Below are 18,911 nucleotides of genomic sequence, written 5' to 3'. Positions count from 1 at the left end.
TTCACCCCATTTAAATCAAAATATCTTTCTTCCTTATCATCATAACACTACCCGCGTATAGAACACCAAAATAGACGATGATGACGGCCAAACCGCCCCACAAGTCTATCGCAGCCATATCGTGTAAAGGAAGAAAGGGAATGACCCGCATTTGATAACCGATAAAAAAATCTCTAACCTGCGGGATTCCCTCGACAAGCGGAGAAACAGCTAAAAGCACGAGAGCTGCTCCGATGGAACCGCCTGGATTTGTGGTCAGCAAGGCTACAAAAATAACGATCATGCCGAACGCCAGATTAGGCGGCACAGATAGCAGAACGATTTTGGCCACAAGCCGGACCCCTTCGCTAAATGTATAAACAATTTCGTCGACAACTGTTCGTTCCCCCCACCCAAAAGCCAGAGTCCCGATAAGATAAGAGGAAAGAACCAGAAAAATAAGCAGAACCGCCACAACGGTGAACATAGACACGATTTTGGCATGAAGCAGATCCATCCTGCTTACCGGGCAAAGAAGCGCCTTTTTTAGGTTGCCGCTCCGGTATTCCTCCGCAATGGAATCGGCCGCCAGGATCGCGATCAAAATAGGGATAAAAAATGTGCTGTTATGGAGTACGATCAATGGAAACGACTGACCATTCGGCCCGAAGCCAGTGAAACCTGCTGCTTCCCAATATATTTGAAAAACAGCCGATATTTCCACAGCGGTCAGAATAAGCATGAACAAATACAGCTTTTTCTGCCTGAACACTTTGAAGAGTTCGCATTGGATAAGCTTGCTCAAGGAGCGTACCCCCTTACAGGATGAAATCTTTTCTCTTTATGATGATTGCGCTGACGAGATAGAAAACGGCGATATATCCGGCAATCACCGCGATGTTTTGAGCCGCGGCCTCCCCGTTTATCTGATAAACATATTCATGAAAAAAATACATTTGGTTCACAATGGAATAAAGTTTGAGCTGCTCGAAAGCATTCAAGTATTGCGTGGCGGTCAACACGCCGATGGATAACCCGATCGATGTGCTTATGTTCGTCGCGGATACGGCAATGAACATCACAATCATTCCGCAAGCCATATACGGCAGGAGCATGGAGAAGGACAGGCGAAGCGTCAACCACACACCTTCTGTCTGCGTATACAGCGATCCGGCATAGAGTGTTTGTTCGCCCCAACCGAAAGCGAGCGTTCCGATCGCGTATTCCGCTGCGATGGAGAAAACAAGCAGTACCGTCATGAATACGAATAAGGAGACGATTTTGGCATTGAGCCATTCGATTCGCCGGACTGGACGCAGTAACGACATTTTTAACGTGCCGGTTTTTACTTCGCCTGTTATCAGGTCGGCAACATAGATGGGAATAAATACGGTCATAAATTGAGCCATGCTGTTCAGGAGCGTCAGCGGGAGAGACTGACCGTTAGGCATCAGAATCACCGACTTCCATTCCCCGCCTGCGTTATAGAAATGAACGGTTAACCAAGCATGAATGGCCAGGATAGCCATGAAAATATAAAGTTTTTTTAATCTGAATGTTTTGTAAAACTCGTTTTGGATCAGCCTGATCACGGCTCGCCATCTCCTTCCGTTATGTCGAAAAAGAATTGCTCAAGCGTCCGAGGCCTGCGGCTAATGGTTCGAATGTGAACGCCGCTCGTCATGAGCAGTTGATTCAGCTTGAATGAGCAATCGCCGTTCGTTCGGACGATGAGTTGGTCTTGGGAGCGCGAAACGGAAATGACCTCGGATGCTGATCTTAGAAGCTGCTCCGCCTTGTCCGGTTCCGAAGTGACGATCTCTACGGTTTCCTCTCCCGAAGCAAGCAGCTGCCTGACCTCACCCTCCGCAATCAGCTTCCCTTTCCTGATAACCCCTGCCTTGGTGCATATTTGTTCGACTTCATGAAGCAGATGGCTTGAAATCAGAAAAGAGATCCCTTGCTCCGCCGCGAGCTGCGCGATCAACTCCTTGATCCCCTTCATTCCTTGCGGATCCAGTCCGTTCGTAGGTTCGTCCAGAATGATCAGCTTCGGACGGTTCAGAAGCGCACCCGCAATGCCAAGCCGCTGCTTCATGCCAAGCGAGTAAGTACCAACCTTGTCTTTAGCCCGATCGGACAGTCCAGCGATTTCAAGCACTTCATCGATCCGCTTTCGGGTTACCCCCGGCAAAAGGTTCGCCGTCAACTTGAGATTATCATATGCGGAAAGATACGTGTAAAAAGCCGGATTCTCAACAATGGCGCCTACAAGAGAGATAGCAGCCTTAAACTGCGATTTCAGATGAAACCCGCCAATCCTAACCTCGCCGGCATCGGGATGGACGAGACCCGTTATCATGCGGATCGTCGTTGTTTTTCCAGAACCGTTCGTGCCGAGGAACCCGTATATATCCCCTTCCTCAATTCGAAGATTCAGACGATCCACGACGGTCCTGGAACCGAAGGTTTTCGTCAATCCCCGTACTTCCAGCAGTATCTTGTTTCCCATAAGCTTTCCCCCCGAATATCCTTCGATGATAACCTTGCCTTTCATCTTAACCACTGAAAATTAAAAGCTACCTTTATAAAAATAAAAGTTTGATACTGAAATGATTAAAATTCGATAAAGTGTATTTCAGATTTACCGTCGTTGGTAGTACGTTTAGATAACTTGCACTGGTGCAGTTCGTCCAGTTCATGCACTAGGAATGAAATATGTTACCTTGCAAGAAAATTCTTGGTTTCTTGACGATCCTGCTCATTTCATATCTGGGACGAATGCATTTCGTCATTGCACAGCAAAAAAGGGATATCTCAACAGTCATTGAATAATGACCTTGAAGCTCCCCTTTTTAGCCTAAGTACCGCTATAAAAATTCAAGTTCAAACTTGGTTAGATAATAGACTAGAGCGACATACGGGAAGCCATTATTCGACTTCCACTTCTTCAGTAAACACCTGTTCAAACGCAACTTGGATCCATTCCCAAGGAAATTTCATTTCAAATAATTCATTTTCAAAAAATATTTCTTAGTCTATTATTAAATTTTAAAAGCCATCTTCACCAAAGGTTTTGTAACAAAGTGATAAGTAATTACCGATATTATTAGACCTAATCAAGACTATTAAAGATGCTACCGATTAGGTAAAAAACCACAAACATTGCCACTAAATCTGTTACAGGATTACACGTCCCATATGCAGACTCCTTTATGTCTACAATTTATCATCTAACAGCATGCCCGGTTTCATATGGATTGCTAATGTGCACAGTCCTGGCCCGACCGAATACAACTTTGTCATCTAACCGCCTGGTAAACGAGACCAATGGCCCCAGAATCAAAAGTTTTGTTTTCGATAAGTTTAAGATTGATCTTCTCTTTGAAGCCTTGGAATAACGGCAACCCGCTGCCGATCAGGACAGGAGAAACCGTGATCTTATATTCATCAATTAAATCAAGCTCCATAAGGTAGTGCGCGAACCTAGGACTGCCGAGGATGACCATATCTCTGCCTGGCTGCTGTTTGAGGTTCTTGATCTCTTCTTTTACATTATTTTTCACCAGTCTGGAATTGTTCCACTCGACTTTCTCCAGCGTTGTGGAAAAAACGATTTTATTTGTTTTATCGATCCACTCGGCATGATCCAGTTCATGCTGCGAAGCTGATGGGTTCGAAGGCACGGATGGCCAGTAACTATGCATCATCTGATAAGTCCCACGTCCCCAAATGACAGTGTCGGCAGTACTCAGAATTTCTTTCGCGTGTTTCTCCAAATCAGCATCGTAGGAAACCCAGCCAATGTCCATTTCGCCGTTTGGCCCTTCTACAAACCCGTCAAGCGATGAATGCAAAAATAAAACAAGTTTTCTCATTGTCAATTCTCCTTTGTTCATGTGGTATGCTTACCATTAACTACACTTTACAACATTTTAGTACAGGCTGTTTATTATGGATTGCTAATTTAACCTGCCCGTTAGCGAAACGCGGCTACCGATCTATACCGGCAGCCGCATTTTAGATATTAAGCTATAGTGTCCCGTTAGCGAAATGTAGTCTGCGGTATTATTGTAACCGTTAATTTAGTCCTTACGCTTTGCCCTGGCGAACTCCCCCAAATTTGTAAGCCCCCACACTTCGGCAATCCGTTGGTTTTCCACGCGAATAAGTTCAAGAATCATCGGCTGTTTTTCAGAATCTGCTGCGGTGATTCCCCGTATACTTGTGCGGCTTGCGGCTTTATCGTCATCAACAAGCAGGTCTTCAACAACCACTCGGATATCCGGAAATCGTTCGAACATCGAAGCCCATGCTATTTTAACGGCTTCAAGTCCAGCTTGTAAGGAATGACTATAAAATCCTTTTGTAAAAATACAATCTACTGAGTTTATATCTCTGCTATTGAACGCTTCGTACATTCGATGAATGATTTGTTCCGTTTCTTCTCTCGTCAATGAAATCCTCTCCGTTTCTCTAAACCGGGCACCGGCAAGACCCTTAACGTACAATTTTCCGGTGACCCAAGCAGTTTCGGGATCGACATGAATGTGTTCGCCACAGAGAACCTAATTAAAAATACGATCAATTTCGTTGATTTCTTCTTCTGTCAGGTGGATGTCTAATGTTTTTAAATTATCCAGCACTTGCTCTGCTCTTTTTGCTCCGGGAATGACAATACCAATTGAATCATGTCTTAAATACCAAGCCAGGACTACATGAGCAACTTCGGCATTTTTTTCATTCGCAATTTTACGGAGCTGCTCTATCTTTTCTAGATTTTTTTTAAATACATCGCCCTGGAATAGAGGCATATCTTTGCGTAGATCATTGAATGTCATATCTTTATTGTATTTACCGGCCAGTAAGCCTGATGCTAGTGGAAAGTATGGAATAAACGAGATATTATTCTCTGTCGTATATGGAAAGAATTCTTGTTCCGCTTCACGCTGCAGCAAATTGTAGTTTCCCTGTAATACATCGACATAACCATCCTTATTTGCTTCTTTTAATTGTTCAAGTGAGAAGTTGGAAACGCCAATTGCTCTAATTTTACCTTCGTCCTTCAGCTGTTTTAAGACTCCAACCGCCTCATCTTTTGGTGTATCCTGATCTGGAACATGAATATAAAATAAATCTATGTAATCTGTTTGCAGCCTTTTCAAACTACCTTCAACGGCTTGTTTCAAAAAAGCAGGTGAATTATCCATGGCAATATCATTGCCGGCAAGTGTAAGGCCGCCTTTTGTTGCAAGGATGTATTCATGACGTTTCCCTGCTTCTTTTATCGCTTCACCTACTAGCTCCTCTGAACGTCCTGTTCCATAAAAAAACGCTGTATCAAAAAAATTCACTCCATGGTTGATCGCAGCCCATAGACAATCTTTTCCTACTTCTTCATTTAAATTAGGAAAAATATTGTGCCCACCTACAGCACTTGTTCCAAGTCCGATTGGATTGACAACTAAATCTGTTTTACCAATTCGTGTTTGTTTCGTCATTCTCTTCAACTTCCTCTCATTTTTAATCGTTTAGTCACTTTTATTCAAAAAAAAGAAGCTGAGAAACGCACTTGATCCATATCCAACGTGTAAGTAAAGACAATTCGTTGATCTTAGATATTTCTTAATAATCTAGGCTGTATTCCCAGCTGATAAAATATTTCTCATTTCTCTTTTTCGTCAATTCTAATAATCGTATAAAGTCATCCAACGTAAAAGTTCTGTTCTGCTGCACCATCTCCCAAACGTGTTCGCCATACATCAGATCTTTTGCTTTATTTTTTATGTTTTATCTCAAGTGCTTTTACTATAAGACATTACGCTACGTTAGTTGCAAGAGGAATATAAAAATAAGTAATCTCCAAGTGCGGGAAATGATGATTTCCGCGGCTATTTATCGTACATTGTTCTTGTCATCCGACAATTATTATATATATGTCACATTATATAAGCTGTTTTTCCCTTCTTAAAAAACTAAGTGCCTATAATGATGAAAAACCGTTCCTCTTTTAAGGGAACGGTTTCGTTGTTTTGATATGAGTTGTTTTTCCCTGCTAAAATACTAAGTGGTAATATGTGACTTCAAGACCCATTACCCAAAAGCGACGAGCTATCAGAAACAATTCAATTTCCGATTCATCTTGAGCGGAAAAGTCTCGGGACTTACCCGTTACTTCAATCGTTGTGACAAGCTGCTACATTGTTTATTAAGCTATCGTAAGCAGTTGCAGCGGGAGCTGCCCCACTAATGTGTCCCGTTAGTTCAATCACTTACTCACTTCATCGACTTTGCCAGCTCGACCATCATCTCCTTAGTCAAAACTCCACTGTCAATTTCTATAAAAGTACCATCTTGTACCCAACGGAGATATCCACCAGGTTTGTGATTAGCCCATGGTACAAATCGCGCTTCGATTCCGTTTATGTTGATCTTCTCCCCTCTTACATCAAATTTAAATTCCTCAACAATAGTTTTTTCTGTACTAGTTTGGTTATGAACATCGATTATGGTCTCAACTCGCCTGACATTATAACCATCCGCCTTATGTTCTTCTATTCCAAACATGTAGGTTTTTCCTAATTTATCGAAATAATGAAGTCTAACTTTCGAAATTGATCGACCAAGAACAAGAGGGAAAGGTTCTTTAATTTCCAACTTAAAACTCGATGGAGAATAATAAGGGGTAAGTAATTTGAAATCCGTAGCATTCTTCAGCTTATCTTCTACTCCAATGTTTGATGAAGCCGCTAAAGGACTAGCTGCATAATTTAATCCAATGAATATCGAAAAAATAAATACAAATGAAAAAGTCCGTTTATTCAAGGATAACACCTCCAAATTTTTGGTAGTATTATGACCTATATTATTTCAACTAACCTGCCCGTTAGCGCAACGCAGTTGCCGATCCATGCCGGCAGCCGCGTATTTTTATTTATTAAGCTAAAGTGTTCCGTTAGCTTAATATCGTTAGAATAAACTGTATAAAATTGCACTATCTTTCTTTGTGAGTTTTCCGTATTTAGACTGTCCTTCAATTATTACTTCTAAAATGTCTTTCTTTGGGGAAATCCAAAAAGCATAAGTCACTGGCTCGTATGAAACTGTCAGGTCTATATTTATCGTATTGATTTTATAGTCAGGCTCACGAGACATAGATACTTTCGCATTCTCCCATTGAACATTTCCTAGGACATCCATTACTGTTTTTACCGTTTCATTATCTTCAACTTTCTTATAAACATTGTAATTCTGTCCTTCTGGTTTACTGAGATGAAGATTTAAGTTCTGTTCATTTAGGTCAGACATTTGTGGATTGTTGGTGCTGCATCCCATCAAAAGGAATGAGAATAAGACGAACAAAACAATTGATTTCCCCAAATGACCCACTGCTCCTTTTTCATGATTATGGTTATAAACGTGTTAACTATTGTATTAGTTGCTAAACAATCCTGCCCGTTAGGTGAACAAAGACTGCCGATCATTCCGGCAGTCTTTGAAAGTGTTTATTGAGCTATTGTCCCGTTAGCGGATTGGTCTTACGATTTACCTTATCTTATCAACCGAAAAAGAAATCAAGAACATTCGAACCGGCCGAAGATTGTTTATTGTAAAATTCGGAATACCCGCAATTTGCGCAGTACACGACTACAAATTGATTGTGCTGAATATCGAACATTTTGGAAAGTCCTGTGCCAGTCATTGCTACTTCTTTCGTCCTTGCGTCTCTGCTTCCGCATTTAATACATCCCTTTTCACTCATACGTCTATCACTCCCTAATGTTATGTTTCTTTTTACGTTTCCAATGCTTGGAAGGTTACGTAAAAAAACAAAATAAGTTTAGGTTCTAAATGAGGAAAATCCGGTAATTTGATCGGCAGCTTTGCTCTACCGTATATTAAACTATCCTGCCCTTTAGCTTAATGCATTCGTTAAGGTTGCCCGCTTGAACGTTATCCAAAATACCTTGGTAAAGCTGCAGGTTTTTCTCATGCTTCTCCGCCATACCATCACGTCCATATTGCTTAGCAGCCTCGATCGGGCAGGCGCTTATGCAACAGCAGGTTATGGTATTTGGACCAGCACGGGTACAATTCTGGTTCTCTTTATTCTTCTGGTAATCGTTGCTCGTTGCTTCTGTGGCTGGGGTTATGGCACGGCTGCAGCCGATGCAGTGGCTTATTAATCGAAACACCAAAAGAATTCTGACCAAGTATGGTCAGAATTCTTTTGGCGTTTCATGGCAACATGCAACAGTTGGCACACTAATCGCTGGTCGATAGAAACCTTGTGGGTTCGGTTAAGGCTGGACGTGAATTAAACTCTCACCTTGGCCCAGTGCCATAAAGCAAATCTGATGTCAAAAAAGCTCCAACAGGAGGCAGAGCACCAGTATTTATTGGTGTCCCAGTAAGTTCTTTATCAGTTGTTGCAATCCAATTTCCGTATACTCCTGCCTGGGAAGACGGTGGTTTCATTATAAACCGTCCACTTAAGATCAAGTGACGAACTTTGATTTGGGTATCGTCAAAAATTTGTAATTGACCGGAATACGAAGCGTATGGTGAATCGAAGAATAGTTGTTTGGCATTTTCGTTCCAGGTTCCATTGATACGAATAGGTGTACCTCGAAAATTAACGGTACCTATTACCCGTCCTTCTGTGACCGAGTCAATTATGAGAACCCCCCATAACACGGGTCTTCCCGAAATTTCTACACTCAGTCCCCATCTTGATGGATATGGCAAACTAGGCATAACCCTTTGCAAATGAATTCCTCCTAACGTTTGTATAGGAACAACATATGCAGTACAGCAAACACCTGCCCATGCTTACATAAAATTCAGGGAATTTTACGTGCACTCTTAGCTGCGCCTCTTGAAGCGAAGCAGCTTTTCGAAGACCTAGTCAAACGCCGTCAGCAAGACGGCATCATCGACGGTAGTCATGTCGCAATTGATAGCTCCGCCATCCATGCTTACGAAAAGAAGCAGCCTAAGCGAAAAAGCGAACAGACCGGCAATGCGAACTGAGGGGCGAAGTTGGACTCATTCGTTGGTTCGGATACAAGCTCCATCTGGCCGTTGATACGAAAAGCGAGAATTCAGTATCACGCATTTTAACCACCAGTCAGTTAGTTCGATTGACCGAATACTTATATGAAATGAAAACGGCAGCTGATCGTTAGAACAGCTGCCTCTATATCATGATTCAACTATCGTGTCCCGTTAGTTGAACGAAATGTTGGTCACTCTTGGTGATTACTTCGTGAGTGTAATGTGATACCCATCTACACTAGTAATTTCTTCTGCCTCGAAGGTACGATAGGCCATAGACTTTGTCGTATCGTTCTTTTATCATACTTTCGGCGGATTCTTTATTTTCTGCCACCGCTAACACGATATCCCGGTAACCGTTGTGAAGATAACAGGCAACCTCAAAGAGCTTCATTATGTTTATTCCTCCGACAATCGACTTTATAATGCACAATTGTCCCTCTAGTACTATAGAACAAACTCAGCGTATACTTCACCAGAAGGATGGGCATTTCCTGTTTCTACAAAACCTAGTGATGAATATAGATTTTTTGCTGCTTGATTTTCTGGTTTATATGTAAGTTCAACGACCTTTGCTTCTCCATAAAGAGATGCCCTAGAGAATTCAATTGCTTTTATCATTGCTTCTTTGCCATACCCTTTACCCTGATATCGTCCATCAATCATGATTTTAAAAACTCCATAACTGCTGTGATCGAAATTTCCATTTCCATCGTCATAATACATCATTAAAAAGCCGACCATCTTCTCTTCTTTATAAATTGCAAATGTAATAATAACTTGTCCCTCTTTTGAGGCAATATAAGCTTCTGCGAGTGCATGTTGATTGGAGGAAATAAAGCGTTTCTGTTCTTCTGTTACTTGCAGCTCAATACATTCAATATAGTTGTCCCACGTTATTTCTCTAAATTCCACTAACCAATCCCCCCCAGAAACCTTTTCTAATTTCCGATATTAATTCTACAGATATTGGAAGTTTCCTGCCCTTTAGATCAATAAAAAAAAGCCGGCTTATGCAGCCTGCTCAACAAATTATGCTATACAACTAACGTGTCCCGTTAGCGTAATGAGAAGCTTATAAAGGCAACTCTTTAAGCAATATGTTTCGAATCTCTGTGACCTCTGACACGACTGCAACTGGAGTATGTTTTGTAGAGGGTGAGACTCCCTTACCATTAACCCAAATAGCTTTCATCCCAATTTCCATTGGACCAACAACATCGTGAGTCCAAGAATCACCAATAAAGAGCGTCTCCTTTGGTTCTTTACCAAAGTGCTGCAATGCGGCTAAGTAAATTTCTGGATCCGGTTTTCTATATCCTAAATGCTCTGCATGGAAAATTGTGTCTTCGCTAAACACATCACATAACCCCATTTGGCGAATTTTTATTCTAGAATCATACAGCCCATTTGTAACAATTCCAACATCATAATATTTTTTCAATTCATTTAATAAACGTGTGACTGGCGTATTTATTTCAATATAAACTATGCTTGTTTGAAAGAAGAGTGTATCAAACTGATCTATGAATTCCAAATCAGGGTGTAAGTTAAAATGAGCAAAAGCATGTCTCCATCTAGCCCTCTTAAATTCCGTTGGAGTTAATTCTCTACTTTTAAACCGCTCCAATAAAGAGTTGGGGACATGCATCACTTGCTCGAGGAATGAAGATGCATCAAGATTTTTTGTATCAGAATGCATACCAAGAGTCTGAATTAATCCAGCGCTAAACCAAGTAGAATTAGTAAGAAGCGTGTCATCCAGGTCAAACAAAAGCAAACTATACTTGCTCATTCTCCTCCTCCCCTAGTCAAAATTCAACATAAAATGGCTGAAGTTCTGAATTTAAACAATACTCAACTCTTTGCCTGAAATTTCTAAAAGTGACCATCTCTAAGGCGACTTCGATGGGGAAAAATCCTACTTCTAAAGACTCCGGGGTCGTTGTTAATTCTCCTCCGATCGGTCTACCTAAAAATAGAGTGTTACAAATACACTCACTTACATTTTGAAAAACTCCACAAAATTCTATCACTTCAATATCTATACCGCTCTCTTCCTTTGTTTCCCTGACTGCTGCATCTTTTAACGATTCACCTTCTTCAACCACTCCTCCTGGCATTTCCCAACCTCGACTAGGACCCTTGATTAATAATATTTCGTTATGCTCATTAAGCACAATTGTTGCCGCAGAAAGAAAATGTTTGGGAGCCACCTCGTCGTCCTCCTATTTTTCAGTTAATAAAACTATGTTACCATCATTTCCTGATTGTGGTAAACTGCCCGTTAGTTCAATGCACTACAGCCTTCTTTATCTGTGCCGTTCGGATCGTGCAGGGATACGTCTTTCCGCATCTTCTTCAGCTTCTTACAGTCGCCATAAATCACTTAAATAAAACCTCCCATAAGAGCTTTGAATCTAGTTTTTGCTCTTAAGGAAGGTTATAATCTCGATGAACTATATTCTAACGTCTCTCATTCACGTGATCATGATTTTGGCAAGCCTGGTACGATGATGACACTTAATTTTTGAACAGAATGTCGCCCACCTGCGTGGAAATGTTGAGCGTTGCACTTTCGGATTGAGCCTTACCAACATATCCATGGAGTTCTTTGGAAACAACCTTTGTGGTATTTGTTTCTTTTTCAAGAGCAACCTGATTATCGATAGTTCCTATTTTTGTTGATAGATTTACGTATAGAGGTGCTGGTTGTTCAGGTAGAGCGAATTCGACGCTACCAACGTTACTAGATATGTTACTGCTTTCCATACCAATTACATCCGTTACAGTAATGTCGCCGGTACTGCTGCTCACATTTAAGTGTTGGACCGACAATTCTGACTCAACGGATATGTTGCCAATTTTATTAACTATCTTAAGGGATTTGAATTCTTTATAAGGAAGACGAATCGTTAAAGATGGCAATGGCCCCGTATTTATGATCTTTTGTTTATTTTCAAGTATAATCTGTAATGTTCCATCTTGGATCGACGTAGTCACGCTGGTATCCATTCCTTGTGAATTGCCCTTGGATAATTCCAATTCTGCTTGATTGATTTGTTTGTCGCCTATGACTGTAACTATAGCAGCGTTACTCTGAATTTTTAGGGAATGAATGTTAGTTACATCTATTTGGGAAATATCCCCTTTTATTGCATTCGAGACATTTCTAACCTCCGATGTTTCTGAATTTACATTTGTGTTTGTCGATATAGAAGAGTTTTGCTGGGACAAACTTGGTGTACTAGTGACGGAGGATTCTTTCGTACATCCGGCGAGTCCGATACTGGCAGCGGCCAGGAGAATTATAGCTAACTTCATATTGTTGTTCAAACGTTTATCTTCCTTTCTTCATATTCATATTGACATTCGAGATGACTTCCTGCCTTTGAAAAGCCTTGGTCAATCAAATCGTTCGTACTATATGCTCCATACTCTTTTCTCCTCTCGCTCTCTCATAACTATATCTTACAGGACGTAATTTTCTTTTTTCTTACTTTACTCTTACGAATTTCTTAAGCTGACTCTATGTGCGATGATGCTCATGAAAAACTTTTTTCATTTGAACGGTAGAAATCGATTCAACTATCCTGCCCGTTAGCGCAACGCGGCTGCCTATCCATGCCTGCCGCAGCTATAGTGTCCCGTTAGTTTTACTTTTCTGATTCAATGAATTCTTAATAAGAGGACTCGGTTCCCAACTAATTTCACCTTGCACCTCCATAAAATGAACGAATGAACGCAAAAAGCACCCCTCTCACTGAAGTAAGAGAGGTGCTACCCCATCCGTTTTGTATGATTTCCGAAATTATAGCATAGTTACCTATTCTCTAGTAACTCTTACCTTATTTGCGCTGCGCCTTCAAATTTTTATCCAAAAACTTGATCATTGTATTGAAGAAATCGACCAAGTTTTCTTCGTTGGTAAAGCCATGTCCTTCATCATCCTTGACCATATACTCCACTTGCACGCCGCGTTTTTTGAGTGCTTCGACAATTTGGTCGGATTCTGCTTTGTTCACCCGCGGATCATTAGCCCCTTGAGCCACGAATAAAGGAGTTACGATCTTATCGACGTTAAACAACGGCGAAACTTGCTTCAGCATTTCTTTGTCCTTTTCGACATCGCCGACACGCTCGTTTAAGAGATTTCTCATGGTCTCCCAATACGGTGGGATCGTTCCCAAGAACGAGAACATATTCGATATACCTACATAATCAACAGCAGCAGCATACAATTCCGGCGTTTTCGTAATGCCCGTCAAGGTTGAGTATCCGCCAAATGATCCGCCATAAATACCAACTCGTTTCGGATCAGCAATCCCTTGCTGAATCGCCCACTTCACACTGTCAGTAATATCATCTTGAATTTTCAATCCCCATTGTTTATTTCCTGCATCCATAAAGGACTTCCCATACCCCATGGATGAACGGAAATTCATTTGAAGTACGGCATACCCGCGGTTTGCGAGCAATTGTACTTCCGGGTTGAAGCCCCACATATCACGTGTCCACGGCCCACCATGCGGATTAACGATCATCGGCAGGTTTTGAGGCTTTTTATTCTTCGGTAATGTTAAGTAACCGTGAATCGTTAATCCATCTCTGCTCTTGTAAGAGATCGGATACATATCAGCCATCTGATCTGGTTTAAGCCATGGACTCAGATTACCTAAGGATGTTAACTCTCCGGATACGCTATCGTAAAAATAATACATCCCGTAAGTCTTGTCATTCGAAACACGAACGATCAGCTTCGTCATATCCTCGTTATAATCGTTTAGCCCGATTTCACTTTCACTGACGCCAAGCTTTTGCTGCAGCTTGCTGTACATCGCCTCGAATTTATCATCGAAAAACGCCAAATGCGTTTTATCTGTCACATAGATTGCCGCGAGCATTTTATCTTGATTTTTGTCGTAAAATGCTCCAGTCACGTCAACTTCCGGATGCTGATACAGAACTTCTTCCTTACCCTTTAAATTCAGCTTGACGAGCGCTGTCTTGTCCCGACCGTTATTGGAGACCGCATAGATCGATTTACCGTCTGCCGAGAAACCAAGCGGATTTATCGTATCCCCAAAATTTAAAGTAGCCAGCGGTTTGAACGCTTCTTCCTCCGTATCGCGGTACAACAATGTACTTACGACACCGTCGCTCTCAGAAGCGAGTCGAATCTTACCTTGGCGATCTGCTACCCATGCCATAATGTTCCCTGGGTTTTTGGCGATCAGCTTCGTTTCCCCTGTCTTTACATTCAATTTATATACATCGAAGATGGCAGCATCTTCTTTATTCATCGAGATCAGAATTTCGTCTTCCACACCAGATAATTCGCTCACGAGTTGAACATTGACCTTATCGTAAGGCGTCAAATCCACTTCCTTATTGCCATTAAAAGTGGACGAATATACATGGAAATTCTCGTCTCCGCCCTTATCTTTGCGATATAGAATGTTATCGCCTTTCCAGAAGAAGCCGGCGATATCGCGATCTTTTGAGCTTGTCACGCGAATAGGCTCGCTTTTCTCTCCGATTTTCTCTACAAACACATTGGAACGGTTCTCCCAAGTACCCGCATAAGAAAGATACTTGCCATCTGGAGAAAGCTCATACCCAAAGCTGCCCGGACTCCGAAAGAAGTCTTCCACGGAAATTTGTGACACACCTCTATCGTCCATCGTTGATAGCATTTTATTTCTGTAATTTTTAAGCACAACAGCTGCTTGAGCTACAGTCACTGACTGCTCTTCGTGTAAGCTTCCATCTGCATTCCCTTGAATGAGCCCAAGTGCCTTGGCGCTTGTCGCATATTCGGCCAAGCTCATTTCTCCCTGTTCCTTGCCGAGTGCCCGCACCATCATGCGTGCCATCTCGCCGCATTTGATTGGAGCGTCAAAGGAAGTGAATTCTCCTTCCATCAACCACCCTTTCTCGGAAGCAACCTTCATCGGATCGATGCCATGTTGATATGTAAGCGACATTACCGCATAGCGGATAAAGTCTTTAACAGAAATCTCTTGATTTTGTTTTACCCCTTTGTCAACAATTCCCTTCGTTACGAGTGCCTGTACTCCATCTTGATACCATGGTGCCGCTTGTTTCGCTCCATCCTGTGCCATGACTGACACGGGAACGGATACGGCCATAATAGCCGCAATCGCTGTGGAGACTAGTCTTTTTCTTGCATTCATGCTATAAGTTTCCCCTCTCTGCTGGCAGCGTTACCCTGAATTTTTAGGGAATGAATGTTATTTACATCTATTTGATACGTAAAAATATCAAATATACTCTACCAAGTTAACGAATATCGATTTGATCAATTTTGCGAATCGCCATGTATCCAACTGCTATCCCAATCGCGGCAAGCAGAATCGTAGATTTCGCCTTTCTTCATATTCATATTGACATTCGAACGACTTCCTGTCCTTGAAAAGCCTTGGTCAATCGAATTGTTCGTACTATATGCTCCATACTCTTTCCTCCTCTCGCTCTCTCATAACTATAACTTACAGGACGTAATCTTCTTTTTTCTTACTTTACTCTTACGAATTTCTTAAGCTGACTCTATGTGCGATGATGCTCATGAATAACTTTTTTTCAATTGAACGGTAAACACTGTTAACTCATAAGGCTTGCTGCGGAGGTGGATGGACCCGCCCATACTCTCCACCAACCGCTTCGTAATGGTAAGACCCAGTCCGCTGTATAAGTTGTATTTCTAAGCCTTTGTCTCGAGTATTTCTATCTCTGCCATTAGTAATATTTTCATTTAACATGATTTTTTCGTCCCAACGCTTTGCAATATCTCCTCCTGGAATATTTAGTCTTAAAAATTAAAAAAACAGCGATGATTGCCGCTGTTCAAAAACATATGTGTTCTTTGCTCAAGTAACGACCCACGAAGCTGATTTTAGCCTCTCTCAGACCACGATCGTTCAAACTATCCTGCCCGTTAGCATAACGAAAAAGCAACCGATCGATAATCGACTACCTTCTTGTTGCTATTGAACTCCCTCGATTTATCCGATGCCGCTATTACGCAACCGTGATGAAGTAGCAAAGCTTGATCTCCTCATGCATAAAGGTTAACGCTTTCGGTTGTTTACAGATCGCGATTTTGGATAGTATGATTAGTGATATTGCACATGATAAGCCATTGATTGCGCAGCTACCAAATTAGGAATGGGGAGAAGTCCAAGATGCCAACGATTCAAATTGAAGGAAGAGGCTCCTATGAAGTTGCAGAAGGTACTAAACTTGTGCTTGCCCTGGAGGATAACGGGGTAGACATATTGCACCGCTGCGGCGGCAACGCCAAATGCACGACGTGCCGGGTCGAAGTGGTGGATGGAGACGCCGGTCCGGTTGGTGAAGCGGAAGCCGCTCTTCTGCAGGCCAAAGGCATTGCGGAATCGAACATCCGCTTATCGTGCCAGATTCGAGTACATAACGATCTTACTGTAAAACCGGTGATGACGGTATCGTCATCCGGCCTGGAGCCAGGCAATCGGCCGCAAGACTAACCGATCGCGAACCGGCTTCCAGGCTCGTAACCACGCTGAGGCATCTCGCATGAGGTGCTCAGCGTGGTTTTTTAATTGATGGGCATGGACAGTTCATCGAACCAGCTAAGCCTTATGCAAACATGTCGCGAGCCTCGTCGTGCAGCGAACGCAGAGGTCGCCCGGCTAGTCGCGCCAAATCCGGCGATACGCTTCCCATATCGGATAAAGACAGCAATCGATAGTTTAACGTTACTAGTGTTTGGAAAGTTGCGTTAACTGCCCGTTACTTCAAAAGTTGGTTAAAATTACTTTTGATTTATAATTATTAATTCTAATAGGATTCCAATAGCCATTAGAACTGATCCAATGATTAATAAAGGTACGACCAGCTGGTTATCTGAAAGTGTTGTACTTAACATCTCATGTGTTGGGATAATACCGGATTTGCTGGCAAATCCTCCTGCCTCAAGCCCATTGCAATAAATGCACCATATCGTTCAACTGTATAAAACACACCACCTGTAAGCACTAAAAGAGTACCACAAATGAATAGCAACCTCCCGTTTCTCAATAAACACACTATTAAAAGACTATATTCGTAAACAACTCTCCTCAAGTTAAGTTTCGTTATCCTGCCTGTTACTCCAACAAAACAAAAGGGGCTGTTTCCAAGCTCGCTCCTCAACTCTCGTGTCCAGTTAGCTTAATATGAGACCTTATTTTTTTATCGATCCTCTAGTAAAGCCTATGTAACTTCAGGCTTACATATTGATATTTGATGATAATGTTCCACTGTTTTATTGTCTGTTTTTTAGGAGAGATGCGAAATATATTAAAGTAGAGATTACCGCTAACAGGAAGCCTAGACCACCGATGAATGCAAATACAAACATAGGAACAGGACTTGGATCACTATAGAAATTGTCATGGTTAGCAATTACTTCAAGAAAATATATCCCACTACTTACGATCCCCGCTAGCCAGATTATTACACCTATAATCATTAAGTAGACTAAGGGTTTTCTTGATATTAATTGCAATATGATCGACCCCTTACTAATAATTTGTGGCAACAAGAATAATGAAAAGTATATCACATTAGTAAAATAATGGAAATTGTTAGAGAGCACAAAATTTTTGTTAAAATGTAGCTTATTACTTGTTAAATGGGGGGTTAGATGTAGATCATGCCCCAATCTTTCTTTCGCTAGTTTGTACGTTAACTGCCCGTTGTTAGCACGACGCGGCTGCCGATCTATGCCGGCAGCCGCGTCTTAGTTAATGATTAAGCTATAGTGTCCCGTTAGCGTAATGACGTGCTTGGTCGAAATAGTCCCAAGACAGATAAATACAAATAACTGCAACTACGAAAAAGATAACAGAAATTAGTGTATTTCTACGGAATTTTACGCCATATGCAGAGAAAAAAATAGCGGCTGCTAATTTAGAAATACTTTGGTAATAACCACTATACGAAAAAAATGAACTGCTAAATATTATTGTAATAAGAAAAGTTGAAGAAATTAGAACCTTAAACCATAAAGGTTCCCTTAAGAATTGTTTATACATAAACTTAATCCTCTGCATCGCGGTCAATCCCTTCTCATTTCTTTTATTTCTATAATAGCATGAGAAAACACATAAAATTCCAACTAAACTACCCGTTACATCAATGAAAAAGGCAGCTGATCGATTGACCGGCTGCCGCTATATCATGATTCAAACTATCGTATCCCGTTAGCTCAATAATTTGGTTCGTAAATCTTATCTGTATCTGTATCAATTACAATATCAACCTGAATATCATCTTCGTAACGTAACTTCTCAAAATTATGGAGTCGACAAAATATCTCTGGAACATCTCTAATGTGTGATGCAAGCTCTTTTGCTTGTAAATACTTTTGTTTTAACTCCTGCTTTGAACATTTTTTCCTGTAATTAGAACTCGGCAATAAAATCCATCAATTTCAACTACCAATACAATCACGACTGGTTGCTAACCAATCCATATAGCTCAGAATATAATCCTTGTTACACATAGTATTTCACAATCGAGCTATCGTGTCCCGTTAGCGTAATAAGAAAAAAGTGTTGCCTTATGGATTTGTATCACTGATCGTCGTCAGAAAACCGTTCTGTCCGGCAGTATCAATGAACTGAAAAATCGATTGAACTGCTGAATAGGTAAACGAATACCATTGGTTTTCAGTCGCATCATATAGCATAACATCGGGATTGCCCTTGGACTGTGATAAAGTATAAAGATTAAATCGTTTAATGCTGTTCCCTTTTTGATCCAAGAAATCAAATTGTCCACTCATGTAATAGTCCCCCGGTGTAAGCTCTATAACGCTCGAAGTGTAT

Annotated in this window: 16 protein-coding genes and 4 pseudogenes; 3 read left to right on the top strand and 17 right to left on the bottom strand. The window is 41.4% G+C overall.

Features of this window, described 5'->3' with window-relative positions:
* Nucleotides 1-10: 10 nt before the first annotated feature.
* The 9 genes from ACFQZR_RS12525 to ACFQZR_RS12485 all read right to left on the bottom strand — a co-directional run bounded on the left by ACFQZR_RS12525 (nt 11) and on the right by ACFQZR_RS12485 (nt 7,741).
* Complete coding sequence (locus ACFQZR_RS12525; RefSeq protein ID WP_379346249.1) at nt 11-784, bottom strand: ABC transporter permease; 774 nt, start codon at nt 782-784, stop codon at nt 11-13.
* Between the two features lie 13 nt (nt 785-797).
* Entirely contained in the window at nt 798-1,571 is a 774-nt protein-coding gene (locus ACFQZR_RS12520) for an ABC transporter permease (RefSeq protein WP_379346247.1), read from the bottom strand.
* Complete coding sequence (locus tag ACFQZR_RS12515; RefSeq protein ID WP_314592222.1) at nt 1,568-2,491, bottom strand: ABC transporter ATP-binding protein; 924 nt, start codon at nt 2,489-2,491, stop codon at nt 1,568-1,570. Before ACFQZR_RS12515 ends, ACFQZR_RS12520 begins: the two co-directional genes overlap by 4 nt.
* A gap of 790 nt (nt 2,492-3,281) precedes the next feature.
* On the bottom strand, nt 3,282-3,857 hold the full coding sequence (locus ACFQZR_RS12510; protein ID WP_379346245.1) for a dihydrofolate reductase family protein: 576 nt from the start codon (nt 3,855-3,857) through the stop codon (nt 3,282-3,284).
* A 207-nt stretch (nt 3,858-4,064) separates the two neighbouring features.
* On the bottom strand, nt 4,065-4,436 hold the full coding sequence (locus ACFQZR_RS12505; RefSeq protein WP_379346243.1) for an ester cyclase: 372 nt from the start codon (nt 4,434-4,436) through the stop codon (nt 4,065-4,067).
* Nucleotides 4,437-4,547: 111 nt separating this feature from the next.
* The gene (locus ACFQZR_RS12500; protein WP_379346241.1) at nt 4,548-5,480 is read right to left on the bottom strand and encodes an aldo/keto reductase; all 933 of its coding nucleotides are present in this window, start codon (nt 5,478-5,480) and stop codon (nt 4,548-4,550) included.
* Between the two features lie 775 nt (nt 5,481-6,255).
* Nucleotides 6,256-6,804 (bottom strand): DUF4367 domain-containing protein, encoded by a 549-nt coding sequence (locus ACFQZR_RS12495; RefSeq protein ID WP_379346239.1) that lies wholly within the window; start codon nt 6,802-6,804, stop codon nt 6,256-6,258.
* Nucleotides 6,805-6,948: 144 nt separating this feature from the next.
* Nucleotides 6,949-7,359 carry a YhfM domain-containing protein gene (locus ACFQZR_RS12490; protein ID WP_379346237.1) on the bottom strand — a complete coding sequence of 137 codons (411 nt, stop codon included), beginning with the start codon at nt 7,357-7,359 and terminating at the stop codon, nt 6,949-6,951.
* A 178-nt stretch (nt 7,360-7,537) separates the two neighbouring features.
* On the bottom strand, nt 7,538-7,741 hold the full coding sequence (locus ACFQZR_RS12485) for a zinc ribbon domain-containing protein (RefSeq protein ID WP_379346235.1): 204 nt from the start codon (nt 7,739-7,741) through the stop codon (nt 7,538-7,540).
* Nucleotides 7,742-8,051: 310 nt separating this feature from the next.
* Here ACFQZR_RS12485 and ACFQZR_RS12480 point away from each other — a divergent pair.
* Nucleotides 8,052-8,117: pseudogene (locus ACFQZR_RS12480) on the top strand (YjcZ family sporulation protein); the annotation flags it as partial.
* Nucleotides 8,118-8,304: 187 nt separating this feature from the next.
* Here ACFQZR_RS12480 and ACFQZR_RS12475 read toward each other — a convergent pair.
* A complete protein-coding gene (locus ACFQZR_RS12475; RefSeq protein ID WP_379346233.1) occupies nt 8,305-8,748 on the bottom strand; it encodes a hypothetical protein in 444 nt (147 codons plus the stop codon).
* A gap of 66 nt (nt 8,749-8,814) precedes the next feature.
* On the opposite strand from ACFQZR_RS12475, the pseudogene ACFQZR_RS12470 reads away from it, so the two are divergent.
* Nucleotides 8,815-9,080: pseudogene (locus ACFQZR_RS12470) on the top strand (transposase); the annotation flags it as partial.
* Nucleotides 9,081-9,483: 403 nt separating this feature from the next.
* Here the strand turns inward: ACFQZR_RS12470 and ACFQZR_RS12465 are convergent.
* The 6 genes and pseudogenes from ACFQZR_RS12465 to ACFQZR_RS12440 all read right to left on the bottom strand — a co-directional run.
* The gene (locus tag ACFQZR_RS12465; protein WP_379346229.1) at nt 9,484-9,951 is read right to left on the bottom strand and encodes a GNAT family N-acetyltransferase; all 468 of its coding nucleotides are present in this window, start codon (nt 9,949-9,951) and stop codon (nt 9,484-9,486) included.
* Between the two features lie 160 nt (nt 9,952-10,111).
* Nucleotides 10,112-10,831, bottom strand: coding sequence for an HAD family hydrolase (locus ACFQZR_RS12460; protein WP_379346227.1), 720 nt, complete (start codon nt 10,829-10,831; stop codon nt 10,112-10,114).
* A 16-nt stretch (nt 10,832-10,847) separates the two neighbouring features.
* Complete coding sequence (locus tag ACFQZR_RS12455) at nt 10,848-11,252, bottom strand: NUDIX hydrolase (RefSeq protein WP_379346225.1); 405 nt, start codon at nt 11,250-11,252, stop codon at nt 10,848-10,850.
* A gap of 307 nt (nt 11,253-11,559) precedes the next feature.
* Complete coding sequence (locus tag ACFQZR_RS12450) at nt 11,560-12,372, bottom strand: DUF4097 family beta strand repeat-containing protein (RefSeq protein ID WP_379346223.1); 813 nt, start codon at nt 12,370-12,372, stop codon at nt 11,560-11,562.
* 512 nt (nt 12,373-12,884) lie between these two features.
* The gene (locus tag ACFQZR_RS12445; protein ID WP_379346221.1) at nt 12,885-15,233 is read right to left on the bottom strand and encodes a S9 family peptidase; all 2,349 of its coding nucleotides are present in this window, start codon (nt 15,231-15,233) and stop codon (nt 12,885-12,887) included.
* A gap of 389 nt (nt 15,234-15,622) precedes the next feature.
* A pseudogene (locus tag ACFQZR_RS12440) lies at nt 15,623-15,745 on the bottom strand (ATP-binding protein); the annotation flags it as partial.
* A gap of 496 nt (nt 15,746-16,241) precedes the next feature.
* On the opposite strand from ACFQZR_RS12440, the gene ACFQZR_RS12435 reads away from it, so the two are divergent.
* Nucleotides 16,242-16,565 (top strand): 2Fe-2S iron-sulfur cluster-binding protein, encoded by a 324-nt coding sequence (locus ACFQZR_RS12435; protein ID WP_018759635.1) that lies wholly within the window; start codon nt 16,242-16,244, stop codon nt 16,563-16,565.
* 2,078 nt (nt 16,566-18,643) lie between these two features.
* On the opposite strand, the pseudogene ACFQZR_RS12430 reads toward ACFQZR_RS12435, so the two are convergent.
* A pseudogene (locus tag ACFQZR_RS12430) lies at nt 18,644-18,911 on the bottom strand (copper amine oxidase N-terminal domain-containing protein); the annotation flags it as partial.

This window comes from Paenibacillus sp. GCM10027629, assembly GCF_042676425.1.
In the GTDB taxonomy this organism is placed as follows: domain Bacteria; phylum Bacillota; class Bacilli; order Paenibacillales; family Paenibacillaceae; genus Paenibacillus_K; species Paenibacillus_K terrigena.
Note: the sequence above shows the minus strand (reverse complement) of the source record. Positions and strands in the feature narration are given on the sequence as shown.

Bases quoted from the DNA above. Each gene is read 5' to 3' on its own strand.
- ACFQZR_RS12445 (WP_379346221.1), bottom strand. From the start codon at position 15,233: ATGAATGCAAGAAAAAGACTAGTCTCCACAGCGATTGCGGCTATTATG.
- ACFQZR_RS12510 (WP_379346245.1), bottom strand. From the start codon at position 3,857: ATGAGAAAACTTGTTTTATTTTTGCATTCATCGCTTGACGGGTTTGTA.
- ACFQZR_RS12485 (WP_379346235.1), bottom strand. From the start codon at position 7,741: ATGAGTGAAAAGGGATGTATTAAATGCGGAAGCAGAGACGCAAGGACG.
- ACFQZR_RS12500 (WP_379346241.1), bottom strand. From the start codon at position 5,480: ATGACGAAACAAACACGAATTGGTAAAACAGATTTAGTTGTCAATCCA.
- ACFQZR_RS12460 (WP_379346227.1), bottom strand. From the start codon at position 10,831: ATGAGCAAGTATAGTTTGCTTTTGTTTGACCTGGATGACACGCTTCTT.
- ACFQZR_RS12515 (WP_314592222.1), bottom strand. From the start codon at position 2,491: ATGGGAAACAAGATACTGCTGGAAGTACGGGGATTGACGAAAACCTTC.
- ACFQZR_RS12435 (WP_018759635.1), top strand. From the start codon at position 16,242: ATGCCAACGATTCAAATTGAAGGAAGAGGCTCCTATGAAGTTGCAGAA.